Origin of the sequence: Phascolarctobacterium succinatutens, assembly GCF_023497905.1 — a bacterium.
Lineage (GTDB): Bacteria > Bacillota > Negativicutes > Acidaminococcales > Acidaminococcaceae > Phascolarctobacterium_A > Phascolarctobacterium_A succinatutens.
In genome coordinates, this window is sequence record NZ_CP097284.1 from 2,318,268 (window position 1) to 2,338,735 (window position 20,468).

The window sequence follows — 20,468 nt, forward strand, 5'->3', positions numbered from 1 at the left end:
CATCGCGTAGCGATGACGAAGAGGGGTCCATCATACATATGCTATTAGTAAGTTTATAAACAACAATCCCCTCTCAGTCGCCCCACCACCCAAACGCAAAAGAACCGCCTTGCGGCGGTTCTCTGCCGACAGCGCCGGAGCGCTGCCGATTTTAGGAAGTTTTTGTATGAAGGTTTATCAGAAAGTGAAGGTTACGTCAGTCCAGAAGCGATGGTCTTTGGTACGATCAAGATCAGCAGCAATACCAGGAAGCTCTTTCATCAGCTTAGATTCGGTGTTGTAGTATGCAACGTTAGCTACGATGTTTTTAGCGATGGTGTAGTTAGCGCCTACGCCGAAGCCCTTGAAGCCGGTCATACCAAAGGTGTTAGCATCGGTGGTGTGTGCAACATAGGTTTGTGCGCCTTGGTCATAGTATTTAGCCCATGCGCCCCAGCTGCCTGCATCCTCAGCCTTTGCACCCTTATAAGCCAAGCCGATAACAAAGCCGTCATCATCCAGGTATTTATCAATAGCTTTGTTAATGTTGCCATCACTACGATCATTAAGTTTGTCAGCAGACAAATCACCCTTCAGATACATAGCGGACAGATTGAAATGACCAATATCATAGCTCAGGCCTGCATGCCAGATGCCGTTGTCAATATCAGTTTTACCATAGAAAAAGTCAGGGATCTCACCAGAGGGAGCACCGAGGGATTCTACAAAGCCAGTGCCCATATCTTTAAATTTAGTATAACCGGCAGTAGCCTTCAAGCCCTTAGCCAGCTCGCCTTCAAGAGCTAAGCCCCAATACTTGCCGCCGTTAGTAACATCACCAGTGAACACTTTGTCGGTGCCGCCATAATCAGTAATCGTAACAGGAACTACAGTAATATCATCAGTTGCCTTGCCTGCAAAGCCTTTTAATTTAAGCTTATTGCCATAAGACAGCTCCAGACCATCAGCACGGGTATCATAGATATTGCCGTCAGCAATTACCAGGTTATAACGGCCTGCACGTACTGCCATGCCGCCCAGCTTGCCGTCTACATAAGCGCGTTGGAAGCTTGTATTTTCATCACCGGCATTATTATTCAGGTTCTGAACATTCTGCAGCATGCCGGTGTAGGTCCAGTCATCATTAATCATACCGTTAATCCAGATGCGGGAACGGATATCTGCTACATGGTTGGATTTATTGCCCAAAACTACGGAATCCAAGTTATCATTTTCACCCTTAAATCTTGCCATTGCACCGTCTTGGTTAACATAACGGAAGCGAACTTCACCGGTTACTTTAACGTTGTCAGCCTTTTTCTCCAGGTTAGCTACGCGCACGCCCAAATTGTCCAGCTCGTTAGCAAATTCTGCTGCCAGCTTGTCAACGTTAGCGCCTTTTGCCATTGCTTTAGCAACGATTTGCGCCATTTCATAGCGAGTCATCAGCTTGTCACCGCCGAAGGTGCCGTCACCATAGCCATCAATTACACCTGCAGCTGCCAGCTTGCTGATGCTGTCATATGCCCAGTGGCCGGCAGGAACGTCGCTGAACGGATTAGCAGCGTAAGCGGAAGCGGTTACACCAAGAGCCATTGCCATTGCGAGTACTAAAGACTTTTTCATGATAAATTCCTCCTCTTTAAGTAAAGTATTCTTTTACCTTGCGGAGGCTTGCGCTGCCTGTTGCCAAAATTTGCCTTGTTTCATTTTGGGTTTTGCATTGCTCGCTCCGTTCGGTAAAGCCGGAAAAGCAAGAAGGATTGGTTGTTTTTCCTTTGCTTCTGGCTGTAGTATATCGAATTTTTAGTAACTTGTCCCTACCCGAAATGGCAAATTCGGGTAGGATGAGGAGAAATTTTGGGGATTTTTTGGGGGAATCTTAGAAAAAATTTTAGTTTTAGTGCTTATTTTAACTTAAGTGAGCATATGAAACTTTGGGAAGAAAAACGAGGCTCTCCTCGGGGAGAGCTGGCGCCCGCTAGGGCGACTGAGAGGGGACTGCAGTTTGTAGGCTTACGTTTGAATTTAGATTAAAGAAAATTCGCACACAGAGATTATTTGCTTGCAACCGTTATGCTTACGAATAGCATTATTTTCAGCATATCCCCTCTCCGCCTCGACAAGCTCGGCACCTCTCCCCAAGGAGAGGCTTTTCAGTACTGCTTTTCATCTGTAAGGTGCCAAACGTAGTGAGGCGGAATGGAGACGCAACCAGATGAGACTTTAATAAAGAAAGATGAGGCTCTCCTTGGGGAGAGCTGGCGCCCGCCAGGGCGACTGAGAGGGGGACTGCAGTTTGTAGGCTTACGTTTGAATTTAGATTGAAGAAAATTCGCACACAGAGATTATTTGCTTGCAACCGTTATGCTTACAAATAGCATTATTTTCAGCATATCCCCTCTCCGCCTCGACAAGCTCGGCACCTCTCCCCAAGGAGAGGCTCTTTAGTACTGCTTTCCATCTGTAAGGTGCCGAACATAGTGAGGCGGAAGGGCTCTCTCCCCCACTTTTTGTAATTTCTGTGAAATCGTCAGAAATTAGCACTCAATGCTTGACAGTGCTAACAAATAGTGGTATAACATAATCAACAAAGGAAATGAGCTACAGGAGCTGCAAGGGCAGCACCCGCAAAGCACAAATCCCGCGTTGGCAAATCAAATCAATACTTGCTGCATCAACATTAAAATGACTACAACAAGCGCAATAAAATTGGAGGAATGACTTATGATGATGCCTAGTGTATTTGGTGAAAGCTTATTTGATGATTTAATGGATTTCCCGTTTGAGAAAGAGTTCTTCGGTCATCGCAATCCGTTGTACGGCAAACATGCCCAGAACGTTATGAAAACCGATATCAAGGAATCGGATACCGCTTATGAAATGGATATCGACCTGCCGGGCTTCAAAAAAGAGGACGTCAGCGCCAAACTGGAAAACGGTTATCTGACCATTACCGCCGCTAAAGGCCTCGACAAGGACGAAAAGAACGATAAAGGCGTTTATATCCGCCGTGAACGTTACAGCGGTCAATGTGCAAGAACCTTCTATGTCGGTGAAGCAGTTACCCAGGAGGATATCAAGGCTAAATTCGAAGACGGTATCCTGAAGGTTACTATTCCTAAGGTTGAGCCTAAAAAAGTCGAAGACAAAAAATATATTGCCATTGAAGGCTAATACATAAAAACCACATCATCCTTTCAAAATGAAACAGCCGCCGGAGCACAAGCTTCGGCGGCCGTTTTGTTGTTATGTTAAATTAAATGTTGTTTCTCGGAACCAGGTCTTCGGACTTCAGAGTGCCTTCCTTCGCGCGCTCTGCAAATTCGGCAGTTGCGGTAAAGAGAACGTCACTGGAGCTATTGAGCGCAGTTTCGCAAGCATCCTCCAGTACGGAGATGATAAAGCCAACACCAACAACCTGCATAGCGATATCATTGCTGATGCCGAAGGAAGCGCAGGCAACCGGAATCAGCAGCAGAGAGCCGCCGGCAACACCGGAAGCACCGCAGGCACCAACGGTAGAAACGATGCACAGCAAGAGAGCTGTCGGCATATCAACATGAATACCCAGAGTATTGGCAGCAGCAAGTGCCAGTACGGAAATGGTGATGGAAGCACCGGCCATGTTGATGGTTGCGCCTAACGGAATGGAAATTGCGTAGGTATCAGGATTCAGGCCCAAACGTTTGCACAGAGCCATGTTAACCGGAATGTTAGCAGCGGAGCTGCGGGTAAAGAAAGCATACACGCCGGATTCGCGGATGGTTGCCCAAACCAGCGGATACGGATTGCGGCGGATGTTGAAGTAAACAATCAACGGGTTCATAACCAGCGCTACCAGGAAGTAGGAGCTGATGAGCACTGCCAGCAGATGTATATAGCTGGAAATTGCGGACAGACCGCTGTCGCTGATGGAGGTTGCCACCAGGCCCATAATGCCCAGAGGAGCGAAATGGATAACCCATTTAACAACCAGGGTGATTGCCTTTGCAACATCATCCAGAGCATTTTTAGTAGTTTCGTTGGCAGCCATATTCATAGCAATACCGAATACTACAGCCCATGCCAGAATGCCGATGTAGTTGGCATGCAGCAAAGCAGCAATCGGGTTATCTACAACACTCAGAATCAGGTTATGCAGAACCTCAACAATGCCGCTGGGCGGGTTGAGCTTAGCATCCGCAACCTGCAGGTGCAGAGTGGTAGGTGCCAGGAAGGACAGGCTTACACCAACTAAAGATGCAAAGAAGGTGCCGATAACATATAAGCCGATAATAGGCTTCATATTTGCTTCGCCGCCGCTTTTCTTTTTGGCCATAGCGTTCATAACCAAGAAGAAAACCAGCACCGGAGCAACGCCCTTTAATGCTTTTACAAACAGGTCACCGAAGATAGTAACAACAGGTACCACTTTCGGTACATAAAGTGCCAGCAGAATGCCGATGACAAGACCAACGGCAATTTGCTTGATGAGTGCTACTTCATTGATAATCGCAGCAAATTTTCTAAACATAATGAATTCCCCCTAATTTATACTCCCGTATACAACGATGTTCATAGTATATAACATAAGTTAAACAATGTCAAGTCTACAATGAGTATTGTGTTTGCAGAGTAGACATCGAATTTATCCGTACTCATAATAGGGACTATTACCCTTAAAATATAAGTAAGTGTTAAGCTTGTTACAAAAGTACGCAGGCCGAAAAAAATTTTTGCGTACTATTGTGTAATGAGAGAATATCTTTACCGGCAGTTGACATGCATATGATTATAAACTATGCTATAAATATAAAAATTTTACTCTGTTTCTGCTTTTTGACAGCAGAATTTAATAGAAAGGAGCTGCTTACATGTCGGTAAGAGCTGATTTACATATACATACTACGGCCTCGGACGGCACCTGGACACCAGCGGAGCTGATTTCGGAAGCGCAAAAGCAACAGCTGGGGCTGATTGCCGTAACGGACCATGACAGCGTAGCCAACGTTGCAGAAGCGATGACGTTGGCAGCGGCAGCAGGCATTACGCTGCTGCCGGCGGCGGAAATCTGCTCCACCAAGGAGGATTTGTCGTTTCATATTCTTGGCTATGGCATTGATATCCATAATAAACAGCTGCTGGAATTAATACAGCATAACGAAGCACTGCTGGAGCAGAAAGATGTGGACAGCATTCATCTGCTGGCACGCGACGGCTGGCCTGTCGATGAAGCGGAGTTCGCCCGTTATACCTATGACAGACACCGCGGCGGCTGGCGTGCCCTCGCCTATTTGATTGACAAGGGACTGTGCACAGGCGTGAGCGATTTCTTTCAGCGCATCTTTACGCCGGAGCATGACCTGGGCTTTCCGGAATTTCCTGCCATCAGCGAGGTAATCACAGCAATTCACGCTGCCGGCGGAGCAGCACTGTGCGCACATGCTGCCAGCGGCTTTCACGGCCCCGGCTTGGAGCGTGTGCTCGACATCCTGCGGACGGAGAAATTCGACGGCTTTGAATGCTACCACTCCAACCATTCGGAAGAAGGAACACAGCGCCTGTTGCAGCATTGCAAAAAGCACGGTCTGCTTATCAGCGGTGGCAGCGACTGCCATGGTACATTTGTGCCGGGGAGACGTTTGGGACAGCCTTTGGTCACTGCCGATATGCTGCGCTTGGACGGCCTTTTGCCGCAGGATGTAAAATAATCCGAAAAATATTTGTTAAAACACGAAAAACGTTCGACTTTTTCGTTGGACTGTGCTATGATATTACCATAAAATATAACAAACTTAACACTGACAAGAAATTCCGGCACTGAGCCTGCATTTACTTGTTGAGAAATTTTTAGGAGGCATTAAAATGCAAGAGTACAAACCGTTTAAATCCGGCAAGGTTCGTGAGATGTATGATGTTGGTGACAGCATTATTATGGTTGCCACTGACCGTATTTCCGCATTTGACCATATTCTGAAAAACATGATTGTGAAAAAAGGCACTGTGCTGACTCAGATCTCCAAATTCTGGTTCGATCTGACTAAAGACATTGTTCCTAACCATATGATTTCCGTTGATACCAAAGATATGCCCGAATTCTTCCAGAAACCCGAATTCACAGGCAACAGCATGAAATGCAAAAAGCTGAACATGCTGCCTATCGAATGCATCGTTCGCGGCTACATCACCGGCAGCGGTTGGGACAGCTACAAGAAAACCGGCGAAATCTGCGGCATTAAGCTGCCCGAAGGCCTGCAGGAATCCCAAAAGCTGGCTGAGCCTATCTTCACCCCCAGCACCAAAGCTGAAATCGGTGACCATGACGAAAACATCAGCGTAGAGCAAAGCATCGAAATCCTGGAAAAACTGTATCCGGGCCGTGGCAAAGAATATGCTCTGAAGCTGCGTGACTACACTATCGCTATCTACAAAAAATGTGCTGCTTATGCTCTGGAGCGCGGCATCATCATTGCCGATACCAAATTTGAATTTGGTCTGGACGAGAACGGCGAGGTTGTACTGGGTGACGAAATGATTACCCCGGACTGCTCCCGCTTCTGGCCGCTGGAAGGCTACAAAGTTGGCCAAGGCCAGCCATCCTATGACAAACAGTTTGTCCGCGATTGGCTGAGTGCTAACCCGGATGCAGGCTACGAGCTGCCGCAGGATGTTATCGACAAAACCATCGGCAAATACATCGAAGCATATGAACTGCTGACAGGTCAAAAGTTTGACTTTTAATTCTGAAAATGCTTTAAAACTGTAACTTTTGTTGCAGTAGCAACAGGCTCAGGAAAAATTTAACGCTCTTTACAAAAAAATTGTTTACAACCATGGACATTGGTTGTATAATTTCACCATAAACAACAACGGAGTTGGAACAGCGCAAGCTGTCTGTTTCCGTTGTTGTTTTTTGTTTCTCCGATCACTGCAGATACAATACATTAGTGTAAGAGAATCCGTAAATAAAATAGTGCTTAATCGCGTAACGCATCACCACCGTAAAAACAGAGAAGGTGGTTCGTGGAAGCGGCCAATTGAGGGGACTTTTGGAAATGCTAAAAGCACAAAGCACTGACGGCTGAGGGGCCGGACAGCAGTTACGCGAAATAAAAACGCCCGCGGCGAGCGGGTTTTTTATTTTGTCACGAAAAGTAAAATTCCGGCTGATAAAACATGTAGCTAGCGTAAAGTTTTTGTAGGAAAAACGGGAAATAAAAATAAAAGAGAACACCAAATTGTGTTATGATTAAGTGACCAAACAAAAACAAATACACAATGGAGGTGTTCTCTTTGCATACTAGTATACAACGTTTTGTCGCATTTGGCACTTATAATTTGCAAAAAGCTATTGAAAAATTTATTTCCCATCCGGAAGACATAGCTAGCTTTGTTAACGATGTTCAACAAGAAGTTCTGAAGTTTGGTCTGGATATTATTTCTGAGACGTTGGAGGATTGCAACCAATTCCTCGTAGAAAGTGAAGCAAGAAAGCAGAAATGGCATGTAGTTCGTACTGACTTGAAGCAGCTACTTACTTCCATGGGACCAATTATATTTCATAAAACTCTATTTAAACATAAGGCAACTGGCAAGAGCGAGTATCTTTTAGATAAATATCTAAAGATAGAGAGCCATGAACGTATTAGTGAGGACGCCAAGGCATGTATCCTTAAAGAAGCTTCTCAGACCTCTTACCGGAAAGCAGGTGAAAACGCCAGCATTCTGGATATGGTGAGCAAACAGGCCGTTATGGACATAGTCCATGAGTTGCATTTCCCCAAAGAGAAATATAGCGGGGAGAAAAAGGTAGTAAAATACCTTTATGTAGATGCTGACGAGGACCATATTGCATTACAGAAGGCAGGAGAATTGCATTCTACAATTACCAAAATGGTATATGTCTACGAAGGCATAGAGTCTGAATATCCTGGAAGCAAACGCAGGAGATTAGTAAATCCACACTACTTCTGTGGCCTATATTCAGGCAAGGAGAATAAAAGGTTATGGGTACAAGTATATAGATATATTGAACAACATTATGATTTAGATAAGATAAAAAGAATTTATATAAATGCGGATGGAGGTATGTGGATAAAAACAGCCTTGTCACACCTAGATAAGTCTAAATATGTTTTGGATGGTTTTCATCTTAACCAAACCCTGTTTAGGATGACAGCATGCCTTAAAGGAGCAGCAGGAGACGCAAGAAGTAGAATTTGTTCTCTGATTGCAGCAGGAAAACCAAAAGAATTGCAGAAATTAGTAAAGAAAATAGCAGAAGGAACGGATACCAAAGCGGATGAGAAGAGGCTATTGGATGGTCTAGATTATCTTCTGAATAATTTCAAAGCTGCCCAAGCTAGATTAAGTAGGGCCAAAGGACTGGTGGCATGCAGCGCAGAAGGGCATGTGAGCCATGTATTGAGCGCTAGAATGAGTAGTAGGCCAATGGCGTGGAGTTTGGTAGGTGCTGATGCAATGGCAAGGCTCAGAGCATACAGCTTGAACGGCGGAAAGATGATAGATCTTGTTAGATTCCAAAAGAAGCCTATTGAAATCGAAGAAGATGAGATTTGCTTTACACCACAACAAATGATTGCTTTTGAAAACAAAGCTCGCAGACCCTATGGTAAATATTTTGATGGAATTCAGTGTGGAGTAAGCTCCCAGACCATTAAAAAGATGTGGTTCCAACACCAAGTTAGACTTTGAGAATGCTTGGCGGCCCTTGAATGGTATGCCAAGCTCGAATAACTTAATTAGTAAGACAAAATTGGTGGAGTCTGTCCTTTTGATTCCTACAGTAAACTGACGCGGCCAAACATGTAAACTTCACTAGCAATTATCCGCATAAAAAGGTATAATAAATGTAATAAATGTACGAAAAAATTTCCTATTTAGGATAGTTGGAGGTTTCATAGTGGCAATAGACACGTCATTACCTAAGGATATAAGGATTTTGCAGGCAGCGGAAGAAGTTTTTTCGCAGCATGGCTATGAAAAGGCTACGCTCGATGAAATAATAGCCCTAGCTGACGTAGGCAAAGGAACTGTCTATAAATATTTCGGCAATAAAGAGCACCTTTTCTACAAGCTGGTTGCCGATAAAAATGCACCTTTTTTAGAAAAGCTGCACCAGGCTGTCAACAGCGTAGACAGCTTTGAGGAAAAGCTCAAAAAATATTTTGAGGTAATGGTGCATTTTTACGTTGCCAACAGTACTCTGTGGCAGATTATCTGCTTTGAAATGCTCGGCGGCACCAATGGCTGCAGAGTTAATTCTGACGGTGACGGCTTTAAGGTTGTTCCCCGCTATAATTCTGTAAAATTGAGTGAGGAAACGATTGAACGCATCCTGCGCTATCACAAAATCCTGCATGATGAATATGATATTTTAGCTCAGCTGATTACTAAGGCAATGCAGGACAACCTGCTGAAGGAGGATACCGTGCCGGAGATTACCACTAAGTTTGTTTTCTTCGGTGTAGCCATGAGCATTTTTAACCAAAGCGACGATATTGCTGCCGATATGACGGACGAAGAAGCAGCAAGAATAATTACCGACCACTTTTTACGCGGCAACGCACGTTGACGCGCACTACTAAAAACAGCTGCCGCTAAGCGGCAGCTGTTTTTGCGTTTGTTACAGTTCTTCGCCTGTTATTCCTCTACATAAGCGGCAGTAATGATACCGGTATAGCATGTGTGCCAGTCCTTGTTGGCATACCATTTTTCGCACAGCTCCTTGTCGAACTTGTCCTCCGCCATGGTGTAGTGTTCTACAATTTTGCATTCCAGATGCAGGCCGCAGCCCTTAATAACAGGAATGCTGACGCTCTCGCCTGCTTCCGTAGTTAAGCCTGCAGCAGCAAACTTGTCCAGATCACGGCCGGACTTGCTGCCGCACAGACCGAGTGCTTGGGCAAAGCCTTCTTTTACCGGGAAGCTGACGGTAAATTCCGGATTAGCGTCAATCAGCTCCTTGGTATAACGGCTTTGGCGCACCATAACGGTGAAGGTCGGCTGTCCCCACTTAAAGCCCAGGCTGCCCCAGCCGATTGTCATCGTGTTCTGCTTGCCGTCGGCAGCAGTAGTAAGAAAGGCACCCTTGGACAGAGTCTTTAAAATTGCTTCGCCTTGCTCAAAGGCGTTGATTTTTTTCATAGTCATAACAAAAACCTCCTCATTGGCTTTACATAAATATTATACAGCGTTTGCGCAAGCTATGTGTAAATTTTTGAGGAACTCATCGTGCCGGCACCCAAAAAGGCTCCCCCTCCTGAACGTTGCCGTTCAGACGGGGAGCCTTAAAATTACGCATACAGCTCATGCCATTATACACATCAGGTTCGCACTCAGCGAAGCAGGTGGTGCTTTATGGACAGGCGTGCCTTATTGCATTTTTTCTTTGAGCATTTTGGTAACCATGCCCGGGTTAGCCTTGCCGCGAGATTTTTTCATAATCTGGCCAACGAGGAAGCCGATAGCTTTATCCTTACCGGCCTTGTAGTCAGCAACGGATTGCGGGTTCTCAGCAATGGTTTCTTCAACCAGCTTAAGGATAGCGCCTTCATCACTAACCTGCTCCAGACCGAGCTTCTTAACGAGAGCCTTCGGAGCTTCGTCCTCTTTGAGCATTTCGGCAAATACCTTTTTAGCCAGCTTGCTGGACAGCACTCCGTCTTTAATCAGGTTAACCAGCTCTGCCAAATGTGCAGGGGTTACCTTGAAATCGGCAATGGTAATGCCTTCATTGTTCATGTAAGCAGAAACATCGCCCAGCAGCCAGTTAGAAACTGCTTTACTGTCCTTAGCGGTCTTAACTGCTTCATCAAAGTATTCAGCCATAGCCTTGGTGGAAACGATCTGGGAAGCGTCATATTCCGGCAGACCATGCTCGCTCATCAGGCGTGCCTGACGTTGAGCCGGCAGCTCCGGCAGAGTTTCACGGATACGCTCAATCCAGGCATCGTCCAGCTGTACCGGAACGAGGTCAGGCTCAGGGAAGTAACGATAGTCATGTGCTTCTTCCTTAGAACGCATGGACAGGGTTACGCCGTTAGCTTCATCCCAGGTACGGGTTTCCTGAACAACGTGGCCGCCATCTTCCAGAACCTCTTTTTGGCGCTCAACTTCATAGTTGATAGCGCGCTCCAGAGCACGGAAGGAGTTCAGATTTTTGATTTCGGCACGGGTACCGAATTCCTTAGCGCCTTCGGGCATGATGGAGATGTTAGCGTCGCAGCGCAGGCTGCCTTCCTGCATTTTGCAGTCGCAGACATCGGTATATTCCAGAATTGCTTTCAAGTTTTCCATGTAAGCACGAGCTTCGGCAGCACTGCGCATATCCGGCTCGGATACAATCTCAATCAGCGGTACGCCTGCACGGTTGTAGTCAACTGCAGAGGAATCGGAGGTGCTGATGGTTGCGCCGCTGTGGTTCAGCTTGCCTGCATCCTCTTCCATGTGGATACGGGTAACGCCGATGCGTTTATGCTCGCCGTCAACAACGATGTCGATATGACCGCCCAGGCAGATAGGTTTATCAAATTGGGAAATCTGATAGTTCTTGGACAGGTCAGGATAGAAGTAGTTTTTACGGTCGAATTTGTTGTATTTCTGGATATCGCAGTTCAGCGCCAGGCCAGCCTTGATAGCGAAATCAACAACCTGCTTGTTAAGCACAGGCAGTGCACCGGGCATACCCAGGCAAACCGGGCATACATGGGTGTTAGGCAGGCTGCCGAAGGCAGTGGAGCAGCTGCAGAATGCTTTAGTTTTGGTTTTCAGCTCGGCATGAACTTCCAGGCCGATAACGGTAATATATTTAGTCATTATTTGTTACCTCCCAGCGGTGCGAATACTTTATGATATTCGGTTGCCTGTTCAAAGGTATAAGCAGCACGCAGAATGGTTGCTTCGTCCAGAACCTTGCCGATCAGTTGCATACCGATAGGCATGCCGTCATCAGCAAAGCCGCAAGGAATGGAAATACCCGGCAGACCGGCCATATTTACCGGAATAGTGGTTACGTCCAACATGTACATGGTCAGCGGATCCATCTCGTCGTTGATGCCGTAAGCAGGAACCGGAGAGGTCGGGGTCAACAGCACGTCGCATTTTTCAAACGCAGCTTCAAAGTCGCGGCGGATAAGGGTACGAACCTGCATAGCCTTGTTGTAGTATGCATCATAGTAACCGCTGCTCAGTACGTAGGTGCCCAGCATAATACGGCGGCGTACTTCCTGGCCGAAGCCTTCGGTGCGGCTCATAGTGGTCATTTCCGGTGCGGAGGTTGCATCTACATTGCGGTAACCGTAGCGAACACCGTCGAAGCGTGCCAAGTTAGCGGAAGCTTCAGCCGGAGCAATGATGTAATAGGTGATTACAGCATATTCGGTATGCGGCAGGGAAACCTCAACGATTTCAGCGCCCAGCTCTTTATATTTTTCAACGGCCTTCATGATTTCAGCCTTAACCTTAGCATCAACGCCTTCACCGAAGTATTCCTTCGGCAGACCGATGCGCAGGCCTTTAACGTCATTTACCAGTGCTTTGGTGAAGTCGGGAACCTCTACGTCAAGAGAGGTGGAGTCCATCTCGTCCTTACCGCAGATAGTGTTGAGTACCAGAGCAGCGTCGGTTACGTCTTTGGTGATAGGTCCGATCTGATCCAGAGAGGATGCGAATGCTACGCAGCCATAACGGGATACACGGCCATAGGTCGGTTTAATACCAACGCAGCCGTTGAAGGATGCCGGCTGACGGATAGAGCCGCCGGTATCGGAGCCCAGAGTCCAGATAGCTTCGCCTGCAGCGATAGCAGCAGCGCTGCCGCCGGAGGAGCCGCCGGGAACGCGGTCCAGGTTCCATGGGTTGTGGGTTACACCGAAATGAGAGGTTTTGGTGGTAGAGCCCATAGCAAATTCATCCAGGTTGGTTTTGCCCAAGAAAATGGTTTCATCAGCGCGCAGGTTTTTGATAACATGTGCGTCATATACGGGAATGAAGTTCTCCAGCATTTTGGAGGAACAGGTAGTGCGCAGGCCTTTAGTAGAGATATTATCTTTGATTGCGCCCGGAATACCTGCCAGCGGAGCGATTTTCTCGCCTGCGGCAATCTTAGCATCAACCTTGGCAGCCTGTGCCAGAGCGTTTTCTTTATCCAGGGTTACATAAGAGTTAACCTGGTCTTCAACTGCGTCGACACGCGCAATAACAGCGTTAGTTAATTCGACGGAGCTTACTTCTTTGTTGACGAGCTTTTCATGCAGCTCGTGCGCAGTAAGTTTATACAAATCCACAGCGTTTGCCTCCTTCTTATTCGATTACGCGCGGTACCTTAAAGCCGTCATTGTGAACAGCAGGAGCGTTCTTCAATGCTTCCTCGTGGGATACGCCTTCTTTGACAACGTCCTCACGCAGTACATTGCTTACCGGCAATACGTACGGGGTAGGTTCGATACCTGCGGTATCAATTTTTTCAAGAATGTCGGCATAGTTAAGAATCTGGTTGAACTGCTCGGTGAATACTTCCATCTCGGAAGCGGGAACAGTCAAACGGGAAAGCTGTGCGATATGCTTTACGTCTTCAGCAGAAACTTTCATTTTTTCACCATCCTATAAAAACTCGTTTTATTTTTACAAATAACCTGTTTTATTATAACACATTTACTGAGCAAAGTACACTGAGTAAGGCACTTCGGCAGTGCTTGCGGGGATATTTTTAGGAAAAAGCAGCTTTTAAAATATTAGACAGCAAAACAATAAGGACTCTCCTTAGGGAGAGGTGGCATCGCGCAGCAATGACGGAGAGGGGTTACAGCAAAATAAGACATATACATAACCCCAACCCCTCTCAGTCGCCCTACAGGTGACAGCTCTCCCCAAGGAAAGCCTTTCTCTTCGTATAGCATCCATACACATAAACACAAAAAGAACCGCCTCACGGCGGTTCCCTAAACTCCAAGTATCTGGCGCTATTTCCCTTCTCGCTTGCTCACCTTAACATACAGCCTTTTTAAAATATCCATTGCCTCATCCTGCTGCATACTGCTTAGCTTTGGCCTTACCTTGCGTCTGTTTTTATTTTTATAGCTGCCAAGAGTAATATAAAACGCCGTGGTCGTCGCATCGTGCGCAAACAGCATATCCGTCTGCTTTTGCTCCTGCTCCGTAAGCGGCAGCTTTTGGATAAAAGCATCCAGCTCTGCCAAATCCTCACTTGTCACCTCTGCCGACGACAGCAGGCAATTTTCGCCCTTTTTATCGACAAAAAAGCAGCTGAAGGTACCCTGCCCTTTCTTAAAAGGATCATAATTAGCCTCAAACCTGTAGCACAGGGTGCGGAACTGATGGTTCCGGCTCATATAAAAAGTGGACCATTCTACGTGTGTCATCTTATCTTCTCCTTGTACCGGCGCACAACCTATATTAACTGTCAGCAGTACAAGCACCGCTAGCAGTATTTTGGTGATTTTCCATAATTTACTGTGCATACCGTTCACCGCCTTTGTTAAGGCTTAATTGCGAAGCGGAGCTCTGTCCTTAGCCTTCAGGTAAAGCTGCAGAAACTGCTTTTGCAGCTCCGCTCTTTGCTCCCCGCTCAAAGGCGCCGTCAGCTTCTTGACGCTTCTATCCTTATAGTTGGCGATACACACATCAAAAATCTCCATGGTTTCATCACAGACAAGCAAATCATCATCTACCGGCTCAGGTTCCTTGGGCGGTGCCAGCGGCAGTCCTTGGATAAGCGCATCAAGAGGCACAAGCTCCTCACTCGTCACAGGCACGCTCTCCAGCTCACAGCGCCAGATTTCGTCATTGAGATTTGCCGGAGCCTTAAAGCTGCAGTCATAGAGCATCTGCCCGCTTTTAGCGTCCAAACGCAGCGCATAATTATAGCTATAATCATAATTCGAGCCGTTTCTGTATAATTGCATACCCGTCCATTCTATACGTCCCATGCTATCGCCTCCCCGCACCTGGGCATAAATCAGCTTTGCTGTCAGCAGCAGAAGCGCTGCCAATAACAGCAGATGAATAATTCTCAGCTTATTGCTTTTTTGTTTGCGCATGCTGCTCACCGCCTTTTGCTATTCTTCTGATGATAGCATAGCGTATTTTTAGCAGCTTGTCCCCACCCGAAAGGCTGATTTAGGGTAGGAAGGGAGAAAAACTTTAAATAAAAAGGCCGATAATAATATAACTTGCTGCACTTCATCCTCAGGCTTATATAAAGCAAAACAGTACTTATACGGTTTGAAAAACAAGCTGTCCGCTAATAACTCTCAATATATTTCAAGAAATATCTGAATATTGAAAATCTGTATAAATTTTTCCTGTAATCCGAAAATTATCATTCAAGGATAATATTTCACCCCAACCTACCCAAAATTCCCCTTTCGGGTGGGGCGCTGACACTCTTTTTGCGCTATAATGAAGGCAAGATAAGGAAGGGAGATGTTCCTATGTTTAAAGAAAACGACGAATGTTGTGCTATACAATGCGAAAAATGCGGCGGCACCATGTATTCCGACGCTGCCAGCACCAGCTTCATCTGCTCCTTCTGCGGCAACAAGGAGCCTTGGCCGAACAGCGAAAATATTCTTGATAGCGAAATCAAGTATCGCCATAAGCCTGTAGAGGTTGTCAACGGACTGGTGAAGCTGGGACACGTATACTTCATGGAGCCCTTGCCGGAGATGCTCAAAAACAACACCCAAAGCATCGAAGATAAGCTGGGCGTTTTCAGCGCCCTCAGCACCAAGGTTTACGAAGAAAGCCACACCATCAAGCTGCCCTGCCCGCTCTGCGGTGCCGATGTTACCGGCGAATCCACGCAGACTATTTTTACCTGCGAATACTGCGGTCACCGTCTGACGCAGGAGGAGCTGAAGGCCGGCGGCTACAACAAGGACCAGCTCATAGGCGCAGGCTCCCGCAGCTACCCATCCATCGCCCTGCCCTTCAAGCTCACTAAGGAGCAAGCCTTCGGCAGAGCGCAGCTGCTGATGAAGCGCGAGCCGATGTCCTTTAAGGGTGCGGAAAAGGCCATTAAGGAAAAATTTACCGCCTTCTATACTCCCTATACGCTGGCAGACCTGCGCGTCAAAGCGCAAATCTCCAGCAACAAGGGTGACTGCGAAATTTATCAGGAGGTTTTAAACTGGGTATATCCGCAAACCTATGTCTTTGACGAAAACGCCGTCGATATGGTTGCTCCCTGGAACTTTGATGAATTCGCCCCCTTCGACCCTGTATTTTTGGAGGGTGACGTGCATATCACCACCCGCAGCAATCTTTTCCCGGTACAAAAATATCTTGACCGCATGATCAACGAGCAGCTTTGCAACAGGCTCAGCGAAAATTACGGCTTACAAAATGTTAAGATTGAAAAATGGGCACGCAATCTCCGCAAGCATTCAGCTGACATCATGTTGCCGATTTATTATGTTGACTATACCGACAACAGCGCCGGCGAACGCTTCGTCATCGTTGTCAACGGCCAGACCGGCGCTGCCAGCGCCCGCTTCGTCAACAGCAAGGACAAGGTACGCAGCCTGCAGCTGCCTGCCAGCAGCAAGCTGCCGCGCTTTGCCGAAACAACGCTGCGCACACCGCCAATGATTGTACGTTATGTAAAGCCAAAATTCCTGCATGAGGTAATCCCAGCGGAAAAGGGCTTCAAAAAGAGTATCTTCCAAATGCTCAAATTCTGGTAGAAAACGGGTTATTTTGTGTATAATTGTTGTAAAGCATAGAGTGTCTGGTCTCCTTTGTAGATTATATTGTTTTGGTCGATAATATTTTACTACAATTCCAACACTTATTTATAGAACCTAAAAATCCCCTGACGCCAGCTTCATAGCAAGCATCAGGGGAAATTCCGGCAGCTCAGAAGAAACCGAGCTAACATCCGCTCTTAATAATTTATCGTATGAATTTCAAAATAAGCCTGCGGGTTTTTACAAATCGGGCAAACCTCCGGAGCCTTCGTACCTACAACGATATGTCCGCACTTGCGACACTCCCAAATTCTTACCTCGCTCTTAGCAAATACCTGCTGTGCCTCTACGTTGTGCAGCAACGCACGATAACGCTCCTCATGACGCTTCTCAATAGCTGCTACGCCACGGAACTGCTCTGCCAGCTCATAGAAGCCTTCGGCATCTGCCTCTTGGGCCATACGCACATACATATCCGTCCATTCGTGGTTCTCTCCCTCAGCAGCGTGCAGCAGATTTGCCGCAGTATCGCCAAGCTCGCCCAAAGCCTTAAACCATAGCTGTGCATGCTCCTTTTCGTTCTCTGCTGTCTGCAAGAACAAAGCAGCAATCTGCTCAAAGCCTGCTTCCTGCGCTACTTTAGCAAAATAAGTATACTTATTACGAGCCATAGACTCGCCAGCAAAGGCCTCTAACAGATTCTTCTCCGACTTTGTGCCAGCATAAGGATTCTTTGCCTTGTCGCCAGGAGTATCCTCGATTTTTACAAACTTATCTGCACCCTGCTTACAGATTGGGCAGACAAAATCAGCTGGCAGCTCCTCGCCTTCATAGATATAACCACAAATTAAACATTTCCACTTCATCATTTTCTTTTTCGCTCCTTTTGTTAAATCTGCGCTGCGGTCCTGATAAGCAGCATGCAACATTGCTTCAGCCATGTCGCTCAAGGGCGTATCATAAAACTCCTGGTAAAGCTGCTGAATTTCTTTATTTTCGTGAGACAGATGCAACTCCATCTCTGCGTCCCGCTCATAAAGACCCTCGATACGTGCCTTGCGTGCTGCGTCAGCATCATAAGCAAAATCCTTGGGCTGCCCGCCGCCGCCAATACAGCCGCCAGGACAGGTCATAACCTCTATAAAATGATATTTTTCAATGCCACCAGCTATGAGCTTTCGGACATTTTCCGTTCCGTGAACCACTGCTACATTGATAACCCTGCCTGCTATCTCCACGCTGGCCTCACGCAATCCATCATAACCACGCACTGGCTCGAGCTTGAGTATTTCCTTAGGTGGCTGCTCACCCGTTAAGCATAAGCAGTCCTGAGAGCTGCCTCCATCACGCCGCCTGTATTGCCAAAAATAACACCTGCACCAGAGGCCTCGCCCATAAATTTATCAAAATCGCTGTCCTCCAGGCTGGTAAAATCAATGCCTGCTTCCTTCGCCCACAGTGCCAGCTCCCTCGTCGTGATGACATTATCCATATCCCGCAATTCAGCTATACCCAACTTCTGCCCGGCAGCGTTCATTTCCTCACGGCGAATCTCAAATTTTTTCGCCGTGCAGGGAGTTAAGGCGACATTAACAATCTTCCTCGGATCAATGCCCATTTTCTGTGCGAAATAGGTTTTAATCGTCGGTCCCTGCATCCCTATCGGACTTTTAGCTGTAGAAACATGCGGCAGGAGCTCAGGGTAATAGGTTTCTGCAAACTTCACCCACGCCGGACAGCAGCTTGTAAACTGCGGCAGCGGCTTGTCAGTTTCACCTTTAATACGGGCAAGAAGCTCGCTTGCTTCCTCAACAATTGTTAAATCAGCCGCAAAGTTCGTATCCAGCACATAATCAACGCCCAGAGCACGCAAAAGCGCAACCATCTTCCCCTGCACGAACGCCCCCTTAGGCATGCCGAATTCCTCGCCCAAAGCCACGCGTACAGAAGGTGACGTACTGACAATGACGATTTTGTCCTTATCCTGCACGGCAGCCTTAACCTCTGGATATTCATATACCTCGGTGATGCTGCCAACAGGGCAGACATTAGCACACTGACCGCAGTGAATACAGATAGCTCTGTCTCCGGTCTGCTCCAGTGCATAGGTTCCCAACACACCAACAGGACTTGTGCAGACATTCCTGCACTGACCGCATTTGATGCACAATGACTCATTACGGACAATACTGGGATTATCCGCTTCAATAGGCACCCTCACGGAAGTTGATAAATGCTTGCTCACAATATCATCTCCTCCAATATGAAATTTTAACAGCGCTCCCTTGACCTTTTATAAAGCACTATTATATCGCTTATATTATAACTCATTCCCAGGGTCTGTCAACAACTTATATTAATAAAAATAATTTTACTTTAAAGGAGACTTTTCTCTAAAGCTCACTTCACCAGCCCCATCAGCGCCTAGAAAACCTGCGGCATGACCAGCGCTGGCAGCATATTCAGCAACTTGCATTCACGCAACTGCCAAACACCTAAGCCTGAGCTCATGAGAAAAATGCATACTTGTCCATTCTATACGTCCCACGCTATCGCCTCCCCGTAACTAGGCATAAATCAGCTTTGCTGTCAGCAGCAAAAGCGCTGCCTGCCAACAGCAAGCTGCCGCGCTTTGCCGAAACAACACTGCGCACACCGCCAATGATTGTACGTTACGTAAAGCCAAAATTCCTGCATGAGGTAATCCCAGCGGAAAAGGGCTTCAAAAAGAGTATCTCCAGATGCTCAAATTCTGGTAGAAAACGGCTGCGGCAGCAGTCGGAGTATAATCATCCACCTCCTTGTACAAAAAAGCAGAGAGCTGTGTTTCACGTGAAACACAGCTCTCTGCTTTTATCGTTGCTACAGGAATCTTCCTTCCTTATCATTTTCAGAACAGGGGCTTGCTGTTGCCGCCCTTCGGCTTCTTCTGGTTCTTGATGCGGACGCTGACGATGACCTCATCGCCCTCCACCGTCTGCTCCATATTAACCGGAATACCGACATCCTTAATAGCGTTGACAACCTGCTTAATACTGTTCAGGTAAATGCGGACATCGTTGACAATCACCATACGGCGGCGTTTTTCCTGCTGGTTGTCCTCCAACAGCTTGTTGATATATTCCTCGGTCTGGCGCACGCTGTAATTCTTGGCAACAACAACCTCCAGCACCTCCAGACGCTTGGCATCATCATCCAGCTTCAGCAGTGCGCGCGCATGACGCTCGCTCAGACCGGCATCCACCAGCACCTTGCGTACAGCAGGCGACAGGCGCAGCAAACGCAGCTTGTTGGCGATAGTAGACTGCTTCTTGCCTACGCGCGCAGCCATAGCCTCCTGCGTCAGATGGAACTGCTCCATCAGCTGTTCATAGCCTTCGGCCTCCTCCAGAAAATGCAGATCCTCACGCTGCAGGTTTTCAATCAGCGCAATCTCTGCAATCTGCTGCGTAGTATAATCGCTGATAATCACCGGTACCTCCGTCAGCTTCGCCATACGGGAAGCACGCAGACGGCGCTCGCCGGCAATCAGCAGATAACGTCCGTCCTCAGTCGGCGATACCAAAAGAGGCTGCAGCACACCATATTGGGCGATGGAAGCAGACAGCTCCTCTAAGGCTGCTTCGTCAAAGCTCTTACGCGGCTGATAAGGGTTGGGGAAAATCTGCCCGATGGGAACCTTGACTACCTTCACCTCATTAACGGCCTTACGCTCGCCGATAATACCGCAATCTGTATCCAATACCGAAAATCCATCATCTACTAACATATGTTTTC

General features: G+C 47.1%; 15 protein-coding genes and 1 pseudogene. 6 read left to right on the plus strand and 10 right to left on the minus strand.

All coding sequences use genetic code 11. From position 1 onward, the window contains the following. Positions 1-177: 177 nt before the first annotated feature. Entirely contained in the window at positions 178-1,605 is a 1,428-nt protein-coding gene (locus M5E81_RS11170; RefSeq protein ID WP_249747536.1) for an S-layer homology domain-containing protein, read from the minus strand. Between the two features lie 1,101 nt (positions 1,606-2,706). On the opposite strand from M5E81_RS11170, the gene M5E81_RS11175 reads away from it, so the two are divergent. Continuing rightward, a complete protein-coding gene (locus tag M5E81_RS11175; RefSeq protein WP_009145490.1) occupies positions 2,707-3,156 on the plus strand; it encodes an Hsp20/alpha crystallin family protein in 450 nt (149 codons plus the stop codon). A gap of 82 nt (positions 3,157-3,238) precedes the next feature. Here the strand turns inward: M5E81_RS11175 and sstT are convergent, their stop codons facing one another. After that, positions 3,239-4,495 carry a serine/threonine transporter SstT gene (gene sstT / locus M5E81_RS11180; protein WP_009145489.1) on the minus strand — a complete coding sequence of 419 codons (1,257 nt, stop codon included), beginning with the start codon at positions 4,493-4,495 and terminating at the stop codon, positions 3,239-3,241. A 340-nt stretch (positions 4,496-4,835) separates the two neighbouring features. Between sstT and M5E81_RS11185 the strand changes: the two genes are divergently transcribed. The 4 genes from M5E81_RS11185 to M5E81_RS11200 all read left to right on the plus strand — a co-directional run bounded on the left by M5E81_RS11185 (position 4,836) and on the right by M5E81_RS11200 (position 9,556). Next, positions 4,836-5,672, plus strand: coding sequence for a PHP domain-containing protein (locus M5E81_RS11185; protein ID WP_249747537.1), 837 nt, complete (start codon positions 4,836-4,838; stop codon positions 5,670-5,672). A gap of 154 nt (positions 5,673-5,826) precedes the next feature. Next, the gene (locus M5E81_RS11190; RefSeq protein ID WP_009145487.1) at positions 5,827-6,702 is read left to right on the plus strand and encodes a phosphoribosylaminoimidazolesuccinocarboxamide synthase; all 876 of its coding nucleotides are present in this window, start codon (positions 5,827-5,829) and stop codon (positions 6,700-6,702) included. Between the two features lie 552 nt (positions 6,703-7,254). Beyond that, on the plus strand, positions 7,255-8,676 hold the full coding sequence (locus M5E81_RS11195; RefSeq protein ID WP_050787089.1) for an ISLre2 family transposase: 1,422 nt from the start codon (positions 7,255-7,257) through the stop codon (positions 8,674-8,676). 208 nt (positions 8,677-8,884) lie between these two features. Next, positions 8,885-9,556: a TetR/AcrR family transcriptional regulator gene (locus tag M5E81_RS11200; protein WP_009145485.1), complete on the plus strand. Its 672-nt coding sequence runs from the start codon at positions 8,885-8,887 to the stop codon at positions 9,554-9,556. Positions 9,557-9,624: 68 nt separating this feature from the next. On the opposite strand, the gene M5E81_RS11205 is transcribed toward M5E81_RS11200, so the two are convergent. The 6 genes from M5E81_RS11205 to M5E81_RS11230 form a co-directional block, all read right to left on the minus strand. Further along, on the minus strand, positions 9,625-10,134 hold the full coding sequence (locus tag M5E81_RS11205; RefSeq protein ID WP_249747538.1) for a flavin reductase family protein: 510 nt from the start codon (positions 10,132-10,134) through the stop codon (positions 9,625-9,627). A gap of 222 nt (positions 10,135-10,356) precedes the next feature. Beyond that, entirely contained in the window at positions 10,357-11,799 is a 1,443-nt protein-coding gene (gene gatB, locus M5E81_RS11210) for an Asp-tRNA(Asn)/Glu-tRNA(Gln) amidotransferase subunit GatB (protein ID WP_009145483.1), read from the minus strand. Then, entirely contained in the window at positions 11,799-13,268 is a 1,470-nt protein-coding gene (gene gatA / locus M5E81_RS11215) for an Asp-tRNA(Asn)/Glu-tRNA(Gln) amidotransferase subunit GatA (protein WP_009145482.1), read from the minus strand. The genes gatB and gatA overlap by 1 nt, the downstream gene beginning before the upstream one ends. Before the next feature lie 16 nt (positions 13,269-13,284). After that, positions 13,285-13,572 carry an Asp-tRNA(Asn)/Glu-tRNA(Gln) amidotransferase subunit GatC gene (gene gatC / locus M5E81_RS11220; protein WP_009145481.1) on the minus strand — a complete coding sequence of 96 codons (288 nt, stop codon included), beginning with the start codon at positions 13,570-13,572 and terminating at the stop codon, positions 13,285-13,287. Positions 13,573-13,943: 371 nt separating this feature from the next. Beyond that, positions 13,944-14,462 (minus strand): hypothetical protein, encoded by a 519-nt coding sequence (locus M5E81_RS11225; RefSeq protein ID WP_249747539.1) that lies wholly within the window; start codon positions 14,460-14,462, stop codon positions 13,944-13,946. Positions 14,463-14,486: 24 nt separating this feature from the next. Beyond that, the gene (locus tag M5E81_RS11230) at positions 14,487-15,041 is read right to left on the minus strand and encodes a hypothetical protein (protein ID WP_249747540.1); all 555 of its coding nucleotides are present in this window, start codon (positions 15,039-15,041) and stop codon (positions 14,487-14,489) included. 393 nt (positions 15,042-15,434) lie between these two features. Between M5E81_RS11230 and M5E81_RS11235 the strand changes: the two genes are divergently transcribed. Continuing rightward, a complete protein-coding gene (locus tag M5E81_RS11235) occupies positions 15,435-16,688 on the plus strand; it encodes a TFIIB-type zinc ribbon-containing protein (protein ID WP_249747541.1) in 1,254 nt (417 codons plus the stop codon). A gap of 200 nt (positions 16,689-16,888) precedes the next feature. On the opposite strand, the pseudogene rbr reads toward M5E81_RS11235, so the two are convergent. Next, positions 16,889-18,936 (minus strand): annotated as a pseudogene (rbr, locus tag M5E81_RS11470) (rubrerythrin). A gap of 645 nt (positions 18,937-19,581) precedes the next feature. After that, entirely contained in the window at positions 19,582-20,460 is an 879-nt protein-coding gene (locus tag M5E81_RS11250; RefSeq protein WP_009145474.1) for a ParB/RepB/Spo0J family partition protein, read from the minus strand. Between the last annotated feature and the right edge of the window lie 8 nt (positions 20,461-20,468).